The sequence below is a fragment of the Sulfuriferula sp. GW1 genome (assembly GCF_047300855.1).
In the GTDB taxonomy this organism is placed as follows: domain Bacteria; phylum Pseudomonadota; class Gammaproteobacteria; order Burkholderiales; family Sulfuriferulaceae; genus Sulfuriferula.
This window is the reverse complement of record NZ_CP170197.1, coordinates 346,809-365,360: the sequence shown is the minus strand read 5'-3', so window position 1 is coordinate 365,360 and position 18,552 is coordinate 346,809. Positions and strand designations below refer to the sequence as shown.

Annotated in this window: 14 protein-coding genes; 1 reads left to right on the top strand and 13 read right to left on the bottom strand. The window is 59.7% G+C overall.

Translation table 11 applies throughout. The features are described from left to right. Position 1: 1 nt before the first annotated feature. A complete protein-coding gene (locus tag ACFDAU_RS01770) occupies positions 2–925 on the bottom strand; it encodes a sulfotransferase family protein (RefSeq protein WP_413438364.1) in 924 nt (307 codons plus the stop codon). A 228-nt stretch (positions 926–1,153) separates the two neighbouring features. On the opposite strand from ACFDAU_RS01770, the gene ACFDAU_RS01765 reads away from it, so the two are divergent. Further along, positions 1,154–2,998 carry an asparagine synthetase B family protein gene (locus ACFDAU_RS01765; RefSeq protein ID WP_413438363.1) on the top strand — a complete coding sequence of 615 codons (1,845 nt, stop codon included), beginning with the start codon at positions 1,154–1,156 and terminating at the stop codon, positions 2,996–2,998. A 24-nt stretch (positions 2,999–3,022) separates the two neighbouring features. Here ACFDAU_RS01765 and ACFDAU_RS01760 read toward each other — a convergent pair whose 3' ends face one another. The 12 genes from ACFDAU_RS01760 to ACFDAU_RS01705 all read right to left on the bottom strand — a co-directional run bounded on the left by ACFDAU_RS01760 (position 3,023) and on the right by ACFDAU_RS01705 (position 18,542). Then, positions 3,023–4,336: a putative O-glycosylation ligase, exosortase A system-associated gene (locus ACFDAU_RS01760; protein ID WP_413438362.1), complete on the bottom strand. Its 1,314-nt coding sequence runs from the start codon at positions 4,334–4,336 to the stop codon at positions 3,023–3,025. Then, positions 4,333–5,712, bottom strand: a complete 1,380-nt coding sequence (locus ACFDAU_RS01755; protein ID WP_413438361.1) for a phenylacetate--CoA ligase family protein — start codon at positions 5,710–5,712, stop codon at positions 4,333–4,335. The genes ACFDAU_RS01760 and ACFDAU_RS01755 overlap by 4 nt, the downstream gene beginning before the upstream one ends. 149 nt (positions 5,713–5,861) lie before the next feature. Next, on the bottom strand, positions 5,862–7,118 hold the full coding sequence (locus ACFDAU_RS01750; protein WP_413438360.1) for a glycosyltransferase: 1,257 nt from the start codon (positions 7,116–7,118) through the stop codon (positions 5,862–5,864). A gap of 208 nt (positions 7,119–7,326) precedes the next feature. Further along, entirely contained in the window at positions 7,327–8,547 is a 1,221-nt protein-coding gene (locus ACFDAU_RS01745; RefSeq protein WP_413438359.1) for a TIGR04063 family PEP-CTERM/XrtA system glycosyltransferase, read from the bottom strand. Further along, positions 8,544–10,478 carry an XrtA/PEP-CTERM system amidotransferase gene (locus tag ACFDAU_RS01740; RefSeq protein WP_413438358.1) on the bottom strand — a complete coding sequence of 645 codons (1,935 nt, stop codon included), beginning with the start codon at positions 10,476–10,478 and terminating at the stop codon, positions 8,544–8,546. Before ACFDAU_RS01740 ends, ACFDAU_RS01745 begins: the two co-directional genes overlap by 4 nt. Before the next feature lie 51 nt (positions 10,479–10,529). Next, a complete protein-coding gene (locus ACFDAU_RS01735; protein WP_413438357.1) occupies positions 10,530–11,672 on the bottom strand; it encodes a TIGR03088 family PEP-CTERM/XrtA system glycosyltransferase in 1,143 nt (380 codons plus the stop codon). Further along, entirely contained in the window at positions 11,669–13,225 is a 1,557-nt protein-coding gene (gene xrtA, locus ACFDAU_RS01730; RefSeq protein ID WP_413438356.1) for an exosortase A, read from the bottom strand. Before xrtA ends, ACFDAU_RS01735 begins: the two co-directional genes overlap by 4 nt. Beyond that, positions 13,222–14,478: a TIGR03087 family PEP-CTERM/XrtA system glycosyltransferase gene (locus ACFDAU_RS01725; RefSeq protein WP_413438355.1), complete on the bottom strand. Its 1,257-nt coding sequence runs from the start codon at positions 14,476–14,478 to the stop codon at positions 13,222–13,224. Before ACFDAU_RS01725 ends, xrtA begins: the two co-directional genes overlap by 4 nt. A gap of 3 nt (positions 14,479–14,481) precedes the next feature. Next, positions 14,482–15,543 carry a FemAB family XrtA/PEP-CTERM system-associated protein gene (locus tag ACFDAU_RS01720; protein ID WP_413438354.1) on the bottom strand — a complete coding sequence of 354 codons (1,062 nt, stop codon included), beginning with the start codon at positions 15,541–15,543 and terminating at the stop codon, positions 14,482–14,484. Further along, positions 15,540–16,409: an XrtA system polysaccharide deacetylase gene (locus ACFDAU_RS01715; RefSeq protein WP_413438353.1), complete on the bottom strand. Its 870-nt coding sequence runs from the start codon at positions 16,407–16,409 to the stop codon at positions 15,540–15,542. Before ACFDAU_RS01715 ends, ACFDAU_RS01720 begins: the two co-directional genes overlap by 4 nt. Further along, on the bottom strand, positions 16,384–17,493 hold the full coding sequence (gene wecB, locus ACFDAU_RS01710; protein ID WP_413438352.1) for a non-hydrolyzing UDP-N-acetylglucosamine 2-epimerase: 1,110 nt from the start codon (positions 17,491–17,493) through the stop codon (positions 16,384–16,386). Before wecB ends, ACFDAU_RS01715 begins: the two co-directional genes overlap by 26 nt. Before the next feature lie 20 nt (positions 17,494–17,513). Further along, complete coding sequence (locus ACFDAU_RS01705; protein ID WP_413438351.1) at positions 17,514–18,542, bottom strand: XrtA/PEP-CTERM system-associated ATPase; 1,029 nt, start codon at positions 18,540–18,542, stop codon at positions 17,514–17,516. Between the last annotated feature and the right edge of the window lie 10 nt (positions 18,543–18,552).

Here is an 18,552-nt window from a genome sequence, read left to right as displayed (position 1 = left end):
TTCAGAGCGTGTACCCCATCGCCTGCGCCACGCCAGCCACTTTGGGCAGCACGCGTTCGACACGCTCACGGTTGCGCCCATCCTTCCATTTGTCCAGGCGGATTTCGGAAAAGGCGTTGTACGGCGTATCCAGCACGTTTGCACAATGCGTCCGCATGGCCTCATCGAAAGGCAACCCTGCCTCGTCGAACAGGCGCTTGAAACCGCCTACCGGATCGCGCACCAAGTCTTCGTACAGCACCTCGCTCCATTGTCCGGCGGGGATGGCCGCTTTCGCGTCAAGAATGGCCTGGTTAATAGCGTTGTACTGGAATGCGCACACCTCTTCTACCGGCGCGTTGACGTAATCGCGCCAGCCATCGGCGAGGAAAAAGCACCATTTCGTATAGCGTCCGTTTTCCACCGCGACTCTTTCCGGCAGCTGCTGAGACCAGGTGGCGAATTCTCCCGGCTTGCCCCAGCCCTCGATCAGCGAATTGAGGTTGTCGCCGGGGCTGCGCTTGATGAACACGAAGTGGGCATCAGGGAACAGCGCGTGCAGGTAAGGTACGCACAGGCCGTTCTGGTTGTTCTTGTCGACAAAGCGGGATTGTCCGGTCCAGCTGTAGAAATAGCGCGATACATAATCGCGGTCGGCAGTGCTGGCGTCCGCGGCATCCAGGCCATGGGTATCCCAGTGCTTGTTGGAGAGCGGATGCATGTCCACCCAGAAATCATGCGTTTCGCGATTGAGCGAACCCAGCGCTTGCGACTCGGAAAAGGTCTTGTACACCAGCGTGGTGCCGGCACGGCTGCAACCGACGATGATGACCGGCCGCTGTGCTGGCGTGCGCGTCACATTCCACCAGCCTGCGCGCGCCGCACGCAGAGCGCGGTTGCCATGGTATTTCAGGGTTTTTTCAACCTTCAGCCAGAATTCACTCACGTTTATGCTTCATCCCATAGAAAAATTGGTTAGCCACAGAGGGCTCAGAGAAAATTCCAAATCACTCAGATATCTTTTGTCCGATGGATCAAAATATTATGCTGAACCCGCCTCGCCTCTATGCTCTCTGTGCGCTCTGTGGCTATCATTGGTTTTTTTGAGTTCATCAAAAATGCCTGCGCTTAGGTTACCATCCCGGCTACAAAACCAAACACACAAGGAGTGAGTATGGCCGGAATCTGCGGCTGGCTGGACAACAAACTGGATCGGGTGCGCGGTCAAGGTATCCTCGACACAATGTGCGCCGCACTTGCCCCTCCTTCTGCGCGACTGGAGAGCACCCTGCGCGATGGTGCGGCGCTGGCGGCGAGTTCGCCTTTCAATGACATCAGTCTGTACGAAGCGGGCGGCGTGATCGCCGTGCTGCGCGGCCGCATCCGCTGCGACGACGCTGCCATTGCCAGCGCCATCACCCGCCACAACCCGGCGGCTGGGGTACTGACCGCCTGGCGCCAGGGCGGCCGAGACGGGCTGGCGCAGATCCATGGCAGCTTTGCCCTGGCGGTATGCGAACCGGCCAGCAACACGCTGCTGCTGGCCGTGGATCGCGCCGGGGCGCAGCCCTTGTGCTACGCGGAAGTTTCCGGCGGCCTCGCGTTTGCCGCGCGTGCCGACGCGCTCACTGCCCATCCCGAGGTGAGCAGCACGCTCGATAAACAGGCCATTTTTGATTTTCTGTATTTTCATCTTGTCCCTGCCCCCACTTCGATTTTTCAGGGGGTGAAGAAGCTGCTTCCCGCCCAGTTTGTGGAGTGGCGCAACGGTCGACTCAGCACCGGATTTTACTGGCACCTGCATTACGATGACCACAACCGCGCATCGCAAGCCGAGTTGGCCGCACGCTTTCGTCCCATTCTGCGCGACTCGGTGGCACGCGCTGCGCAGGGTGACCACCTGGGCGCATTTCTCTCCGGCGGACTGGATAGCAGCACTGTCACCGGTACGCTCGCTCAGCTCAGCAATACACCCGTCAGCACCTACTCCATCGGCTTCGAGGCCGACGGCTTCGACGAAATGGAGTACGCGCGTCTGGCCGCCAGAACTTTTGCTGCACACGCGCATGAGTATTACCTCAAGCCCGCCGATATCGTCACCGCCATTCCAATTATCACCGCCGCTTACGACGAACCGTTCGCCAACGAATCTGCCGTGCCCACTTATTTCTGCGCCAAACTCGCACATGACGACGGCATCCGCATCATGCTGGGCGGCGACGGCGGCGACGAAATTTTCGGCGGCAACGCGCGCTACGCCAAACAAAAAATCTTCGAGGCTTATGGCCTTATCCCGCCCTGGCTGCGCGCCGACGTCATCGAGCCGCTGGCGCACTTTCCCGGCCTGGCGGCGCTGCCACCGGGACGCAAGCTGCAGAGTTATATTCACCAGGCCAGGGTGCCGCTGCCGGATCGCATGGAGTCGTATAATTTCCTGCACCGCACGCCGCTGGCCGAGATTTTCAACGCCGATTTCCTCGCCAAAATCCAGCCCGACCAGCCCGGCGAACTGTTGCGCGAAGTCTACCAGCGCAGCGATTCGCAGCATTTTATCAACCGCATGATGCACCTCGACCTCAAGTTCACGCTGGCCGACAACGACCTGCGCAAGGTCGGGCGCATGACCGAGGCGGCCGGGGTGGAAATACGCTACCCCCTGCTCGACGATGCCCTGCTTGATTTTTCCGGGGAGGTCCCCGTGCATCTCAAGGTCAAAGGCACCCGCCTGCGGCATTTCTTCAAGGAAGCGGTGCGCGACCTGCTCCCCAATGAAATCATCAACAAATCCAAACACGGCTTCGGCCTGCCGTTCGGGGTGTGGGCAAGCACACACGCCCCATTGCGTGACCTGGTGCAGGATAGTCTCACCGCATTCGAGCACCGCCATATCCTTCAGCCCGCTTATCTGACTGAATTGCGGCACCAGCATGCGAGTGGCCACGCCACCTACTACGGGGTAATGATCTGGGTGGTGGTGATGCTGGAACAGTGGCTGGCACACCGCGATCACAAACCCTGATTGGCCGACCGAAAACTAAAATAGTTAACTGCGACTACGCCTCACAAAAGGCTGTGGTTTACGCAGTGGCTGGTTCACCAACACCGTACCTGCGGGCACAGCCTGCTTGAGCGCCACCACTCCTGTCATCACCATGATCGCGATCAGGTGGTAATACAGGTCGAAGTTCGCCAACCCCAGAAATGCGCCCGCAGAAGCGAAGCCGATCATGCTGACCTGCAGCATGCGCGCCAAATCGGCTGCCCATTTTCGATCCGGGTCTTTGCTGCATTCGCGGATAATCCGCGCGCCCTTGCGCCAGGTCAGCCATGCCAGCAACATGAACAAGCCAAAACCGACATAACCGTGTTCACCCAGCATTTCGAAATAGATGCTGTGCACATCGTGTACATTGGTTGGATCGGGAGCATATACCCTGAACACAGCCGGCTGGAAAGTATCGAACCCGCCACCCACCAACGGCCTGTCCTTCGCCAGGTTATACGCGGTCCACCACGCATTAATACGTCCTTCCGCAGACTGATCAGTTTGATAATTATCAATGGTAGACATGCGTGCAAACCATGCTGGAGGCATGATTGCCAAAATCGCCGACACTGCCAGTACCATGATCAGGCCGGTAAATAATTTGTTGCGGGTTTTCAGCCAGAGAAAAGCGCCCATTGCCAATCCTCCTACAAGAGCACCACGCGACTGGCTGCCAATGACAGCGAGTGCGCACAGAAACATTGCGGCAGTGTAACCGTGGCGCAACCAGGCTTTCTGCGCATTCAGGTGCAGGTACCAGATCAACGGTATAGTCATGATCAGCGCCAGCGCGATTTCATTGTTGCCCCCAATAAAAGTGCCCAGCGGCCCTTGAACCCGGTAAACGCCGCCGTGAACAATCGTAAAAATGCCGCCCTTGACTCCATAGAAACCCAGCGACAGGGCAATGATCAACACCAGTGTTTCAAGCTTCTCGCGCGTGTTGATGAGCATCATGGTCAGAAAAACCATCAACTGAATTTTCGCCACCTTCTCCAGCTGCAGCCAAGCTAACTGCGGATACAGCGAGAAAATGGTAGTGACCAACATCCAGCCGATCATTATCAGCAAAACAACATTCTCCCGCGTCCACGGAATACGCTTGGGCTCACGTGAAAAAACAAGCCCCATCAAGGTCACGATAGCAACCACAAAGGCAAATGGAAAATCGTAGGCCAGGCCCCATGCCAGACGATGCGGGTTCATGTAGCCCAGCCAGGACCACATATAAATTCCGACATAAGGCTTTCTCAATATTAAAGGAAGGGAGCCAAACACCACTGCAAAAACGAACAAATCTCTCAAGCTCATGTTGTGCTTCTCCTGTCACTACTGATGCCAGATGACGGCACCACATGGCTCACCACATAACGGTATTTACCGGATTTTTCCTTGGGCACTTCATCCATCCGTTCTATCTCCACCTGTACATCCGGTCCCAGACGTTGCTGGATACCCGACAGGATTTTGCCGATATTTGCTTCATCAAACTGACTGTTGGTAGCCAGCAGGACGCGCGTCAGCTGCAGATTTTCCTGCACGATCTTGAACTGGCGCACGCCGGGCAGATCGCGGATCACATACACCAGCGCCAGACCGTGCATTACCGTGCCGTCCTGCGCCACCACGAAATCGGTGCTGCGCCCTTCGATGGCTTTCAGCAACGGCAGGCCGCGCCCGCAGGGGCAGGGCTGGTCATCGAGCACGCCGACATCGCCGGTGCGATAGCGGATAAACGGGAAATCGCCGGTAGCCAGATGCGTCACCACGATCTCGCCCGACTCACCGTGCGGCAGCACATTCCCCGCGGGATCAACGATTTCCACGATGACATCTTCGGCGGTCAGGTGCATGCCACCCGCCGGGCACTGATGCGCGATAAAACCGGCGTCGCGACCGCCGTAGCCGTTCGCCACCGGGCAACCGAAAGTTCTTTCAATCTGCTCACGCTGATGATCGTACAGCGCTTCCGAGGTGACGAAGGCGACCTTGATACCCAGATGATTCATGGCAATGCCGCGTTCGTCAGCGTGATGCGCGATGTGCGCCAATGCAGACGGGTAGCCGAACAGCATTTTCGGACGCATGGCGCGAATCTCACCGATGAAACCATCAAGCTTTTGCGCGGACATTTCAAACGCAGGCAGCAATTTCGTACGCAGCAGCTTGTCGCGCAGTTGCTTCACTTTGTCCTGTGCGCCGAGTTCGATCGGCGAGCCCCATACCACGATCTCCGGGTCGCCGATATCCACCCCCCACCAGCGCGTGGCACGCCACTTGGCCGCGACATCGTGGCTGACACGTTCGCGACCAATGAAAAAAATCAGCGGCTCGCCGCTGGAGCCGCCGGTATTGAAGCGCGCCAGACCGGTGGCGTTATCCGCCTTGAGCTCGTTCAGATGGCTGCGTATCTCAACCTTGGTCAGGAATGGCAAGCGCGCCAAATCGTTCAGCGAAGCCAGGGCCGCTGGCTCGAAACCGATGCGCGCAAACAGCTCGCGGTAGTACGGCACCTGCGCCTGAGCATGCGTGAGCAAGGCGCACAGACGTTCCAGCTGCAAGACTTGCAGACGTTCTGTGTCCCACCACTGAGTCTGTTCCATGCCACGGTGCACCGTGACGGTTGTGTGGTGTTTGAGGCGCTCGTGCAGCGGGAACAGGATATTGGCGGCAATGGCTGTGTACATGGGATGCGCGTTCCGTTCAGACAACGCTGGAAACAGCGCGTAAAAATGATGCATGCAGCAGTTTATTCAGGACCGTGTACTGACGTGCCTGTCCGACCCGCCATACTACGGCGTTTCCGTTGCGAATCGAAGCGCTGCCGGACAGGCCTCTAGCCAAGATGTCCTCCATTACCAAGACTCACTCGCTGTGCGGATGTTCGTGTAGACAACGCAAGCGCATGAATCGTGTTGAATTCCTCCACCAGCACGGCCACGCGCTTTTGCCAGTCGTTGTCGCGCGCGTAGGCAAGGATGGCTGGACGATCCCAGTCTTTTCCCAGCGCTGCCATGAGGGCAGTGCTCAAGGCAGTATGGTCTCCGAACGGCACGATCATGCCCAGCTCGTCGCGGCACACCACTTCGGCATTACCACCGACGTCCGTCGAAATCACCGGCAGACCGCACGCCATCGCTTCCAGAAACACATTGGCCCAGCCTTCGTTGCGCGTCGACAGCACGAACACGTCGGCGGCCGACAGCGGCCATTTCAGCGATGCGGCGGGGATGATGCCGAGAAAGCGCACCGTATCCTGCAGACCCAGCGCCGCTACCTGCTGCTCGAGCTCGGCGCGCACGTTGCCCTCGGCACCGGCACCGCCGACGATGAGGTAAACCAGTCCGGGGAAGCGCAGTTTCAATTCCGGCAGACATGCGATGACACGATGAAAACCCTTGCGCTCGACCAGCCCGCCTACCGAAATCAACACCGGTGCATCAGCGGCTATGCCCAATTGAGCACGCGCTTCGCTACGGGCGACCGGATGAAATTTATCGTTATCCACACCGTTGCCCACCACGCGGATTTTGTCTCCAGGGATACCCAGATCAATGGCATGGCGGCGTAGCGAATCGGACACTGCAAATACCCGCGTCGCACGTGCCAGCGCGCGCACCAGCAGCGGGCGCAGCTTTGCATTTCTGGAATGGGGTACTTCGGTGCCGCGCAGCGTGATGGTCACCGGCACGCCCAGCCATTTGCCCAGCAGCGTGGCGGCATAGCCGTCGGGGTAGGCAAAGTGGGCGTCCAGGATGTCGAGCTTGCCGGCGCGACGCAATTTCTTCAGGATGAAATAACTTCCCAACGCCATGAACAGGCCATCCAGTTGTTTGAATGCGCCCGGCACCGAAAAGAAACGCGGGTGCAACACTTCGATGCCGTGCTGGCTTTCGTGGCGAAGCGCGGACGGGCGAAAATGCGGCTTCCAGCGCCGCAGCAGCGATTGTCCAGGAAACCACGGCTGCGGCGACACCACGGTGAGCGGCAACACCTCACCCACGCGGAACATGCGCTCGCGGATGAACGGACCGGCATTGGGCGCGCCTGCATGCGGGAACAGCGTGGAGAACACCACCAGGCGGGGTTTCATGCACAATACCTTAATTCTTTAGCCACGGAGGACACAGAGCGCACAGAGAACAGCACAGAGAAAATGAGGGCCGCAGGGATGAATAACTTGTCACCCAACTCGCAAAAATGGCTCAATAATGCAAGTACGTATCCTCCCCCCGTAATTCGCACGCGAATGTTTTCTCCGTGATCTCGGCGTCCTCTGTGGCTCAATGTTTCTCCCTGCTTCATGGCAACAAGGTCTGACGTTTGGCGTAGTCGTAGACGGCTTCATAGCGCGCCACGCTGACTGCCCAGTTGCGCTCGGTTTCGACAAAACGGCGGCCATTGGCGGCGAGTTGCGGCCAGCGCGCCGGCGCATTGAGCAAGCCGAGCACTTTTGCAGCCAGATCGGTCGCGTCGCCGGCGCGGAACAGCACGCCGGTTTCGCCGTCGCGGATCAGTTCCTTATGCCCTCCCACGTCGGACGCCACCAGTACCCGCCCTTGCGCCATCGCTTCCAGCGGCTTCAATGGCGTGACCAGTTCAGTCAGCCGCATGGACAGACGCGGATAGACCAGCACGTCGACGAGGTCATAATAACGCTGCACCTGATCATGCGGCACGCGTCCGCAGAACACCACCTTGTCCGCCACACCCAAGTGCGCGGCCTGCGCCTTGAGCGCATCTTCCTGCGGCCCGCCACCCACCAGCAGCACCCGCACATCGGGATTGCTTTGCAGCATCAGCGGCAGCGCGTCAAGCAGCAGGTTCAGGCCTTCGTAGGCGTAGAACGAGCCGAGAAAACCCAATACCTGTTTGCCTTGCAGACCGAGCTGCGCCTTGAGTGCGGCATCCGCCACGCCGCTCGCGGTGAATTTCTCGATATCCACCGCATTCGGAATGACGGTGATTTTTTCTGCTGCCACCCCCTTGCGCGCCGCGAGGTCGCTGCGCAGCCCCTCGCAAATGGTCGTCACCGCATCGGCATGCTGCACCGCCCAGGTTTCCAGCGAGCGGCTCAGCCGGTAGCGCGGCCCCCACTCGGCACTGGTGCCGTGATCCACTGCCGCGTCTTCCCAGAAGGCGCGAATTTCGTACACCACCGGAATATTCAGTGCGCGTCCGACGCGAATCGCGGGCAACGCGTTGAGCGCCGGTGAATGGGCATGCAGAACATCAGGTTTCTCGCGTTCCACTACTTCGCGCAGGCGCCGCTCCGTCGCATTCATCAGCGCGATCATATTGAAAAACGGCAGCCGTGCCCGCAAGCCGGTGACGGGCGGCGTACGGTAGAAATGCAGCCCGTCCACCACCTCCTCGGCCATCTTGCAGTTGATCTGCTTGGGACTGGTGAGGTGTTCTGTGTCCCAGCCGCGCTTACGCTGCTCGCGCAGGATCGCGGCGGTACGAAAAGTGTAGCCCGAGTGCAGCGGAATGGAATGGTCGAGGATGTGCAGGATTTTCATCGCGCTGCCGCCTGAGCCATTTCCACGTGACCTGTACCGAGGTTTTCCTGGTTGCGCAAAAAAGCCTCGAACATCAGCACCGACCACAATGCCGCCCCGTAATCGCGTCGTCCGCTGGCGTGCTGATCAACCATTTCCCTGAGAAACGCTGCATTGAACAGGCCGGTGTCGAGCAGGCGCGGCGACAATACGGCGCTGCGTAAACGCTGTAACAGAGGTCCGCGAAACCACTCGGACAGCGGAATCGAAAAACCCATTTTCTTGCGATACAGAATATCGTGCGGCAGGTATGGTTGCAGAGCATATTTGAAAATGTGCTTGCCCTCGCTTCCCTTGAGCTTCATGCCCACCGGCAGGCCCGACACCCATTCCACCAGCTGGTGATCGAGCAGCGGCACGCGCACTTCCAGCGCGTGCGCCATGCTGGCGCGGTCCACCTTGGTGAGGATGTCGCCGGGCAGGTAGGTTTTCATGTCCAGGTACTGCACCCGCGACACCGCGTCGCGGCCGGGGTTGCTGGCGTCGTGGCGGCGCAGCACTTCCACCGCCGAATAGCCTTGCAGCTGGCGCTTGAGATCGTCCGAAAACAGTTGCGCGCGCAGCGCATTGCTGCACACCGACACGCCGTGAAAATAGCCTTCCACGCTATCGCGCGCCATCGCCTCGAAGGTGGTCTTGGCACGTAATACTTTCGGCGCCCAGTCGGCTTTGGGGTAGATGCGGCCGAGCAGGCCGAACAGCGGACGGCGCATGCCCAGCGGCAACAGTGCGCGCATTTTCTCTTCGTAGCCGTGCCAGCGGTAGCGCCGGTAACCGGCGAAATTCTCGTCGCCGCCGTCGCCGGACAGCGCCACGGTGACGTTCTTGCGTGCCAGTTCGCATACCCGGTAAGTGGGCATGGCGGAGCTGTCCGCATACGGTTCGTCGTAGAGATGCGCCAGCTCGTCGATCAGCGAAAAATCATCGGCCTCGACCTGACCCACGCGGTGCGCAGTCTGATAACGCGTGGCCACCTGCTGGGCGTATTCGGCTTCGTTGTATTTGGGATCGCCGAAGGAAATCGAGCAGGTGTTGACCGGCGCATCGGACAGATCCGCCATCATCGCCACGATGGCGGAGGAATCCACACCACCGGACAGGAAAGCGCCCAGCGGCACTTCCGCCACCATACGGATTTTCACGGCTTCGCGCAGGCGCGCCACGGTTTCTTCGGCAGCGTCGTCTTCACGCATGGGTGGCAGCGGGGTAAACGGGATGTCCCAGAACTGGCGCGGCTCGGGCAAGCTTTTGCCACGCTGCAAGGTGAGCGTATGGCCGGGCGACAGCTTCAGCGCCTGCCGGTAAATGGTGCGCGGCTCGGGCACATAGCCGTAGCCGAAGTAGTCTTCGATCGCCAAGGCATCAAATTCGCGCTTGAAATCGGGGTGGGCGGTGAGCGTTTTCAGTTCCGAACCGAACACGAAGCAGCCGTTGTCGAGCAGTGCATAGTAGAGCGGCTTCACCCCCATGCGGTCGCGCGCCAGGAAAAAAGTCTGGCGATTGCGATCCCATAACGCAAAGGCAAACATGCCGCGAAAATGCTCGACACAGGCTTCGCCCCATTCTTCCCAGGCGTGCACGATGACCTCGGTATCAGAGCGGGTACGGAAGGTGTGGCCGAGGCTTTGCAACTGCGGGATCAGGTCGACGAAGTTGTAAATCTCGCCGTTGAACACCACCACCACGCTGCCGTCCTCATTGAACAGCGGCTGCTGGCCGCTGGCGATATCAATGATGGACAGGCGCCGGTGGCCCAGCCCGACGCCCGGCTCGATGTGCAACCCCGCCTCGTCCGGCCCGCGATGCGACTGGATATCGTTGATGTGCGACAGCAGTGCCCGGTCGATCGGACGCACACCCGTCAAGTCAAAAATTCCGGCGATTCCGCACATGGTAAAACTGTCCTCGTTTAGCCGTCATTGCGTGACGGTTCGTCATTATTGTCAGGTACGCAACACTTGGTCATACACCTGTTCGTAAGCCTGCGTCATCGACTCCAGGCTGAATTGACGCTCAATTTGCTGGCGCGCAGCCTGTCCCTGACGGCCTGCCCGTGCCGGGTCATCAAAATAGCTCAGCAAGGCGCGTGCCATCGTCTCCACATCGCCCACATTAACCAATACGCCATTGCTGCCGGTCTGCACCAGTTCCACGTTGCCCCCGACGGCCGTGGCGATCACCGGCAGACCGCTGGCTTGTGCCTCCAGAATGGTGTTGGAAATACCTTCCCCCAGCGACGGCAACACGAATACGTCCATGGCACGCATCAGCTCAGGGATGTCAGCGCGTTCGCCCGGCAGCCAGGCCAGTGCTTCAGCTCCCGCAGCGCGCAACAGTTCCAGGCACGGGATGCGCGCAACCCCCTCGCCCACAATCACCAGGCGCGCCCGTTGCCGTGCTTGCGGGTGTAATTCCAGTAAGCGCAAAAAAGCACGCACCAGCGTCGGATAATCCTTTACTTCGGCCATGCGCCCGACGCTACCGAACACCACTGCATCATCCGGAGCAAAGCCTGCCGGCAAGCCGCTGCGCTGCCCTGCGCGCGGATGAAAGCGCGTGCTGTCCACGCCGCTGTAGACCTGGGTAATGCGGCTGGCCGGCACGCCCACCGTGGCTTGCAGCCACGTCTGCAGGTCGCGGCTTACAGTGATGTAATGCCCCACCAGCGGGCGTGCCGCACGCCGCAACAGGTTGTATTTGCGGTTGCTGCCATGCAGGTCGAACACGTCGCGCCCGTGTTCGCCATGAATACGCCGCCGCACCCCGGCGGCGGCGGCGACGAACTGCCCTTCCAGCGCCGACAGGTTGCGCGTGTGCACCAGGTCCGGCTGCAGCTCGCGCAACTTGCGCCATAATTTCGGGTAGATTGAAATATCCCGTCCCGGTTTTTTGTGCAACGCATGAAACGGCACGGGCTGAGCCACAATGCGCCTGGCAAAGTCCGTGTAGTCAGTCAGGCACACGACCGCATGGCGATATTTGGGAGCCGGCAATCCGTTCAGAATATTCACCATGCCATTCTCCATTCCCCCCACCGCGAAATGATGCACGACATGGACGATCAGCGGAACCTTTGCAGCGCTCAAGGTTGTGCGACTTGCCTGAGGCTGGCAGCGATGGACGGCTGCATATCGCGCATGAATTCACGCAGCACCGGTTGCGCCTGTTCCACATCGCCGGCATAAGGCGTGGCAATCACAATGGCTGCGCCGTCGTCGCGTGCTCCAACGACCCTTGCGCTGGCCAGCAACCACTTGGCGAGATAGTCATTGGTGGTGTCGCGCCCATCCAGCTGGTTCCAGCGCCATACCAGCAAACGTTGCGGCGTCGAACGCAGCCTGGCCTGGATTACCGCGGCGGGCTGCGTGCCTGCACCCGGCGCGATCGTCGTCTCGCCCAGGTTCGACCACTCAGGATCTTTCTGCCTGATCATGTAATTCTGGCTGGTAATCTGCTCGGCACCCTGGCGCTGGGTACTGTAATAGGCCAGATACAGCATCACCTGCTGGGTACCCTTGCGGTAATACACGGCGCGCTGGGCATCCGGCCCGACATAGTGCGGATGCCAGTCGGTAAACGGTGCGGCTTCCAGCGTCCAGCCGTTGGCTGGCACGGGCGGCGCAATCTGCAGGCCATTCGGCAGCACCGTGTGTCCATCCAGCCAGGCTGCGTAGGCATAGCCGCTGAGTGCGACGCCGATACTCAGCAGCGCCGCCAGCGCCACCCGGCTGAGCGGTGCGGCGGGTGCATCGTGTGCCAATACCTGCGCCGACGGCACAATCGATTTTTCATCCTCGCGCCAGAAGCCACCGATCCAGAACAGCAGCAGCATCACCACACCGAAAAACACCCAGCCGTAGATCAGGTGGTCGAAGCCCAGCGCCAGCTTCATGTCGGACAGCACGGCGATCATCACGATCATGTAGGCGCGCAGGCCGTTGGCGATCACCGGCACCACGATAGAGGCCAGTGCAAACAGAATGCGCCGGGTATTGCTGCGATATGTGAGATAAGCGTACAGGCAGCCCAGCGTGAACGAGGCGATCAGATAGCGCAGGCCGCTGCAGCCCTCCACCACCGACCACTCACCACTCGGGATGGTGAAGAAAGTCCCTTCCTGATAAACCGGCATGCCGGTCAACTGCAGCGCCTTAACGGTGAAATTGGCGGTAAACGTCATCATGTGCGGAATCAGCGCCTCGCCCATGGGTACCGCGAGCAGCAGGAAGCCGAGCGGAAACGCCATGGCACGCACCACGCGGGTGCCGAGCAGGGTCCACACTGCCGCCGGCAGCATCGCCACCAGCATCAGTTGCTCGCCCACCAGTACGCCACCGCTGTGCGCGAACAGCCAGCCCGCCGAAAGCAGCAACAGCAGCACCAGACCGCGCCAGTCCGGCCGGTATGCGAGACGCGCCAGTTCGCTGCGGCGGCGCCAGATCAGCCAGGCGCTGATGGGGAAAATCAGGAAGCCATGGGTGTAGGTTTCCGAACGTTCCCAGATCGCCACCGTGGACGCGCTGGTGGAATAAAAAATCAGCAGTAAGGCAACGACAGTGGCAATGGCCAGCGCGGCGGCGGCAGGCCAGCCACGCACCATGGACGGTTCGACGGCAGCGGGTTGCAAGGTGGCGCTCATGTGCGGTGTTCCCTGATTGATACCACCTTGGCGGCAGTGGGTTGTTGAATCGGTGAAGGATTATGGCGCTCCAGCAGGGCGTCCACCCTGCGCAGATTATCCGGCCAGGCATAATGTCCCAGCATGGCGGCGCGCGCTGCCGCGCCCATATCAGGATGCGCGCCACCCAATAGCGTCATGACCTGCTCGGCAAATTCGGCTGCGCTGTCGGCCACCAGCAAATCCCAGCCCGGTGCAGCCTGGATGCCCTCCAGCGCCTGCGCACTGGAGACTACCGGCAGCGCCATCGCCATGGCTTCCAGCACCTTGTTCTGTACCCCCCGGGCGATACGCAATGGCGCCACCGCCAACCGGGCGTGACGCAACCAGGGCCGCACATCCTCGACGCGACCTGTCACCGTCACGCTGGGCAGCTGCGCCAAATCCCGTACCACCTGCCCTGGGCGCCCGCCGACGATGACGAATCGTGCCGCAGCATACCGTGCACGGATGACGGGGAATATCTCGCGCGCAAACCATACCACCGCATCCACATTCGGCCAGTAGTCCATGGCGCCGGTAAATACCAGGGGCAGGCTGTCTGCCGGATAAGGATTGGGATAGGCGCCATCCGGCGAGAAATATTCGAAATCCACGCCGTTATTGAACCAGTCGATATGCGCCGCCGATTCCGGAGCGAGTTGGGCAAAATGACGCGCTTCGGCTTCTGATACAAACAACGCTGCATCCGCTCGCGCCGCCAGATCACGCTCCCATGCCAGCAGGGTGCGGCCTTCGCGCCGGTACAGCCAGGACAGCGGCCAGCGCTTGGCCTGGGCGTATTGTGTCCACTTGTCGGAGTCCACATCGACAAAATCCACCACACTATGCAACGCGCGATCCTGCGGCACGAATTGTCCCATCGCCGATGAAAAAATCAGGACTTTGGAGACTCTGCGCGCAGCAAGCGTTTGCGTTACCCAGCGCTGCAACCCTGCATGGGCATAGTAGGGCAGCGTCAGCGGCGTACCTCTGACCAGCCCGGCCAGGCTTTTCAATTTGGCACGGCGCGGTTTGAGCGGTGCAAAAAAAGTCTCGTCGCAGATTGCCTGCAAATGGCTGGTGTATTGCCAGTCTTCGGGGTCATCGACAAAGCACCCAAGGTGAATACGGTAGCGCTGGGTCAGGTGCTTCAACAGGTGGTAGGAGCGAATCTTGTCGCCCTTGTTGGGCGGGTAGGGAATGCGATGCGCAAGAAACAACAATTCTTCCATCACCTAACCCAGATTTTTGACGATATGCGGGCCGATGACATTGGCCAGCGCCAGCGGCATACGCTGCCAGGCCTTGATGAACAACCGGTATTTGGGATTGAGAGGATTATGGTCGGGCACGCCCTGGCCGCGTACCAGATGATATTCGTAATACAGCGGCTGCGGCTCGAAACCCCAGTTTTTCTTGAAATCGTAGGAGCCGGTGCCGAGCTTGCTGCGCCCGTAGTCGAACATGCGGCAGCCTTTTTCACAGGCGCGGCGCATCACCTCCCAATACATGAAATCGTTGCCGGCCAGATTGCGCGCTTCGGCAGTGCCCCCGCCGTAATAGGGCAGCACCTCATCGCGGAAATAAAAATTCATTACGCTGCTGATGACGCGACCGTCCACGGTAATGGTCAGGATTTCGCAATCTTCTCCGAACACCTCTTTCAATATCCGGAAATATTTGCGCGAAAACACCGGTGTGCCAAGCCGGTGCACACTACTGGAATAGGCGTGGAAGAAGCGCTGGGTGTCCGTATCGATCTCGCTCACCAGTCCGGCCTTGATACCTTTGCGCACCATCGCGCGCTGCTTGCGCGGGATGGCATTCAGGTTGTGCTCTACTTCTGGGTCGATCTCCTTGCGAAAGGTCACGTACAAATCCTTGCCCGGCCAATCCGTATGGAAAGGCTGGAGGTTGCGATATTCGAGATGCTCGACACCCAGTTCGATGGCTAGCCTTTGCGCAGCCTGATCGAGAGCGTGCCTTGCCTCACGGCTAGATGCGGCCGGGCCGCCGTATACGCAGAATGGCAATGCGGAAAGCGAATGTCCGAACAGGCGGCTGTTAATTTCAGCGAGGGGCAGCACACCGAGGATTTCACCGTTCACTTCCGCCAGCAAAAAATGGGTGCGATGGCCGAAGGCGCGCTTGATTACTTCTGCCCAGCCCGCACGGTGAAAAAAAGTCGCTTCAGGGCAGTCTTGTACAAAAGCATCCCAGCGCGCCGCGTCGCCCGGCTGCATGGGACGCACGGTCATATCGACCGATTCGGGCGGGAGTTTGACCGATGCGTTCATGCCGCATCCCTCATGAATACCCGGTCCACCCGATCCCATTGGAAATCGCGCAACAAGTGCGCAATGCGGCCCTCCATACGATCCAGGTTCACATAATGGCGAAACCGCGTTTTGAAGCCGATACCGGTCTGACGCGGCTGTTCCGGGTCGATTTCCCAGGGATGAAAATAGAACATGCAAGGCTGGCCATCGGTGTTGTTCACGCGCCGCATCAGCCAGCGCGACAGTGCGTAAGGCATCAGGCGGAAGTAGCCGCCGCCGCCGGCGGGCAGGTTGCGCCCGAACAGATGTACGGTGCTGGGCGGGAATTCCTGCAAATCATCGTTCAGCGGGCGGAACGCAAAGCGCGGTGCCTCGGGCATTCCGTAGTGATCGTGCACCACGGGATAAATGCTGGAACTGTAACTATGGCCGGCTTCGCGCAAGGTTTCCAGGGCCCAAAGATTGCGGCTGCCAATGGAGAAACTTGGTGCGCGATACCCACGTACCGCGACACCGCCGATGTCTTCCAGCAGACCTTTGGCACGGGTGATGTCGGCACGGAACTGTTCCGGCGTGAGGTCCGACGCACGTTGATGACCGTAACCGTGGCTGGCCAGTTCGTGTCCATTGTCGACAATGGCGCGCACCAGTTGCGGATAGCGCTCGGCAATCCAGCCCAGAGTAAAAAAAGTGGCATGCGTTTGATGCTCATCAAGCAAGGCGAGTATGCGTGCAATGTTGCGTTCCACCCGGCACGGCTGGCTATCCCAACTGTCGCGCGCGATGTGCGCCGCGAAAGCGGATACCTGAAAGTAGTCTTCTACATCGATGGTCATGGCATTGCGCACGATAGGCCCTTTATGCGACAGCATAATGACGCGCATCCAGCCACTGCGACAAAATCGCGGCGATGCGTATCGCTGCGCGACCATCCCAGTAGTCGGGAATGCGCCCGGCCTTGCCGCCACCATTGAGCACCTCCTCTGCCGCCACCAGTATCTGCTTGCGGTCGGTACCGACGATGGTATTCGTGCCTTCGTCAACAGTAATGGGACGCTCGGTATTGTGGCGCAAGGTCAGGCAAGGCACGCCCAGCGCAGTGGTTTCTTCCTGAATGCCGCCGGAATCGGTCAACACGATGCGCGCATCTTTCATCAGGCCGAGCATTTCCAGATACCCCAGCGGTGGCAGCACCCTGATACCCGGTCGGTCCAGCCACGCCGTCAGGCCGAGACGGTCAATACTGGCGCGGGTACGCGGATGCAACGGAAAAACAAGGGGAAGGTCTGCGGCAATCATTGCCACGGTTTCCAGCAGATTGCCGAGGATGTCGACGTCGTCCACATTGGACGGGCGGTGCAGTGTCAGCACCCCATAGCCTTGCGGTAAAGTCTCACCCAAGGTGACCGCAGCAGGTACTGCGCGCGGCAGATTATGGTGCAGCGTGTCGATCATCACGTTGCCGACAAAATGCACGCGAGCGGCGGCAATGCCTTCGCGCGCCAGATTTTTATGGGCGTCTTTTTCCGTGATGAACAGCAGGTCGGAAATCTGGTCGGTCAGCACACGGTTGATTTCTTCCGGCATGCTGCGGTCGTAACTGCGCAAGCCGGCTTCAACGTGAATCACCGCCACCCCGCGCTTGGCCGCCACCAGTGCACAGGCAATCGTGGAGTTGACATCTCCCACCACCAGGATGGCGGCCGGCTGCTCCTGCTCCAGCACCGGTTCAAAGCGGCGCATGATTTCGGCGGTTTGCACGGCGTGACTTCCCGAGCCGACTTCCAGATTGATGTCGGGATAGGGGATGCCAAGATCGGTGAAGAAGCGGTCATTCATTGCCGCGTCATAATGCTGGCCGGTATGCACCAGTTTGGCATGGATGCCGGCGCCCGCCAAAGCGGTCATCACCGGCGCGATTTTCATGAAATTGGGACGCGCACCTACCACGCACAAAATATCGGTCATGCTGATCCCCGTGTTGCGTTCTATTGATTGGCTTCCGGCGCTTCATTCGCCGGGGGCACACTTTTCTCCGACACCATGAATAGTATCTTGCGTACGATGGGCAACATGCGGTTGAGCGAACGTTCCATCTGCTCGACCCGGTCATTGAGCTGCAGCAAGTCATCGGGTACGCCCTGCCCACCATTGGCGGTGCTGCCATTGCCGCGCAACACGCTCCCGCCTGGCGTATCCTGATGTGCAATTTCGTGACGCAGATCTTCCACCACTTCCTTTACCGCCGCGCTATCGAAAGCAGTCTTTTCTTCCAGAAAACCATACAGCATCAGGCGATCGCAAAAAGTGTTGATACGACGCGGTATGCCGCCGGTAAATTGATAAATGGTCTCGAATGCATCGTCACTGAATGACGGCATGCCCTTCCAGCCTACGGTACGCAGGCGATGCTCGATATAGGCGCGGGTTTCCAGCGCATCCAGCGGCCCCAGGTGGTAGGAAGCGATCACGCGCTGGCGCAGCTGCTGCATGTCCTGGCTTTGCAGGATATTGCGGAACTCGGGTTGGCCCAACAGAAAACTCTGGATCAGCGAACGCTCGTTATTCTGAAAATTCGACAGCATGCGCAACTCTTCCACCGCGCGCGGGGTCAGGTTCTGCGCTTCATCCACGACCAGCAAAGCGCGCTTTCCCTGTTGCGCTGCCGCCTGCAGGAAGCCTTCGAGGTTTTTCAGAATGGCGGATTTGCTGATGCCCTCGTGCTCCAGACCGAACGAGGCGGCGACGCTGCGCAGCGTGTCATCCGCGTCCAGCTGGGTACTCACCAGCTGCGCCGCCACGACATTCTCCGATTCCAGCTGCTTGAACAGGTTGCGCACCAGCGTGGTCTTGCCCGCCCCCACCTCGCCGGTAATGACAATAAACCCCTCGCCCAGCGACAGCCCGTATTCCAGGTAAGCCATTGCGCGTTTGTGGCCTTTGCTGCCAAAGAAAAACCGCGGATCCGGGCTCAGCTGAAACGGTTTGGCGTTAAGGTGGTAATACGCTTCATACATGTGATTGCAT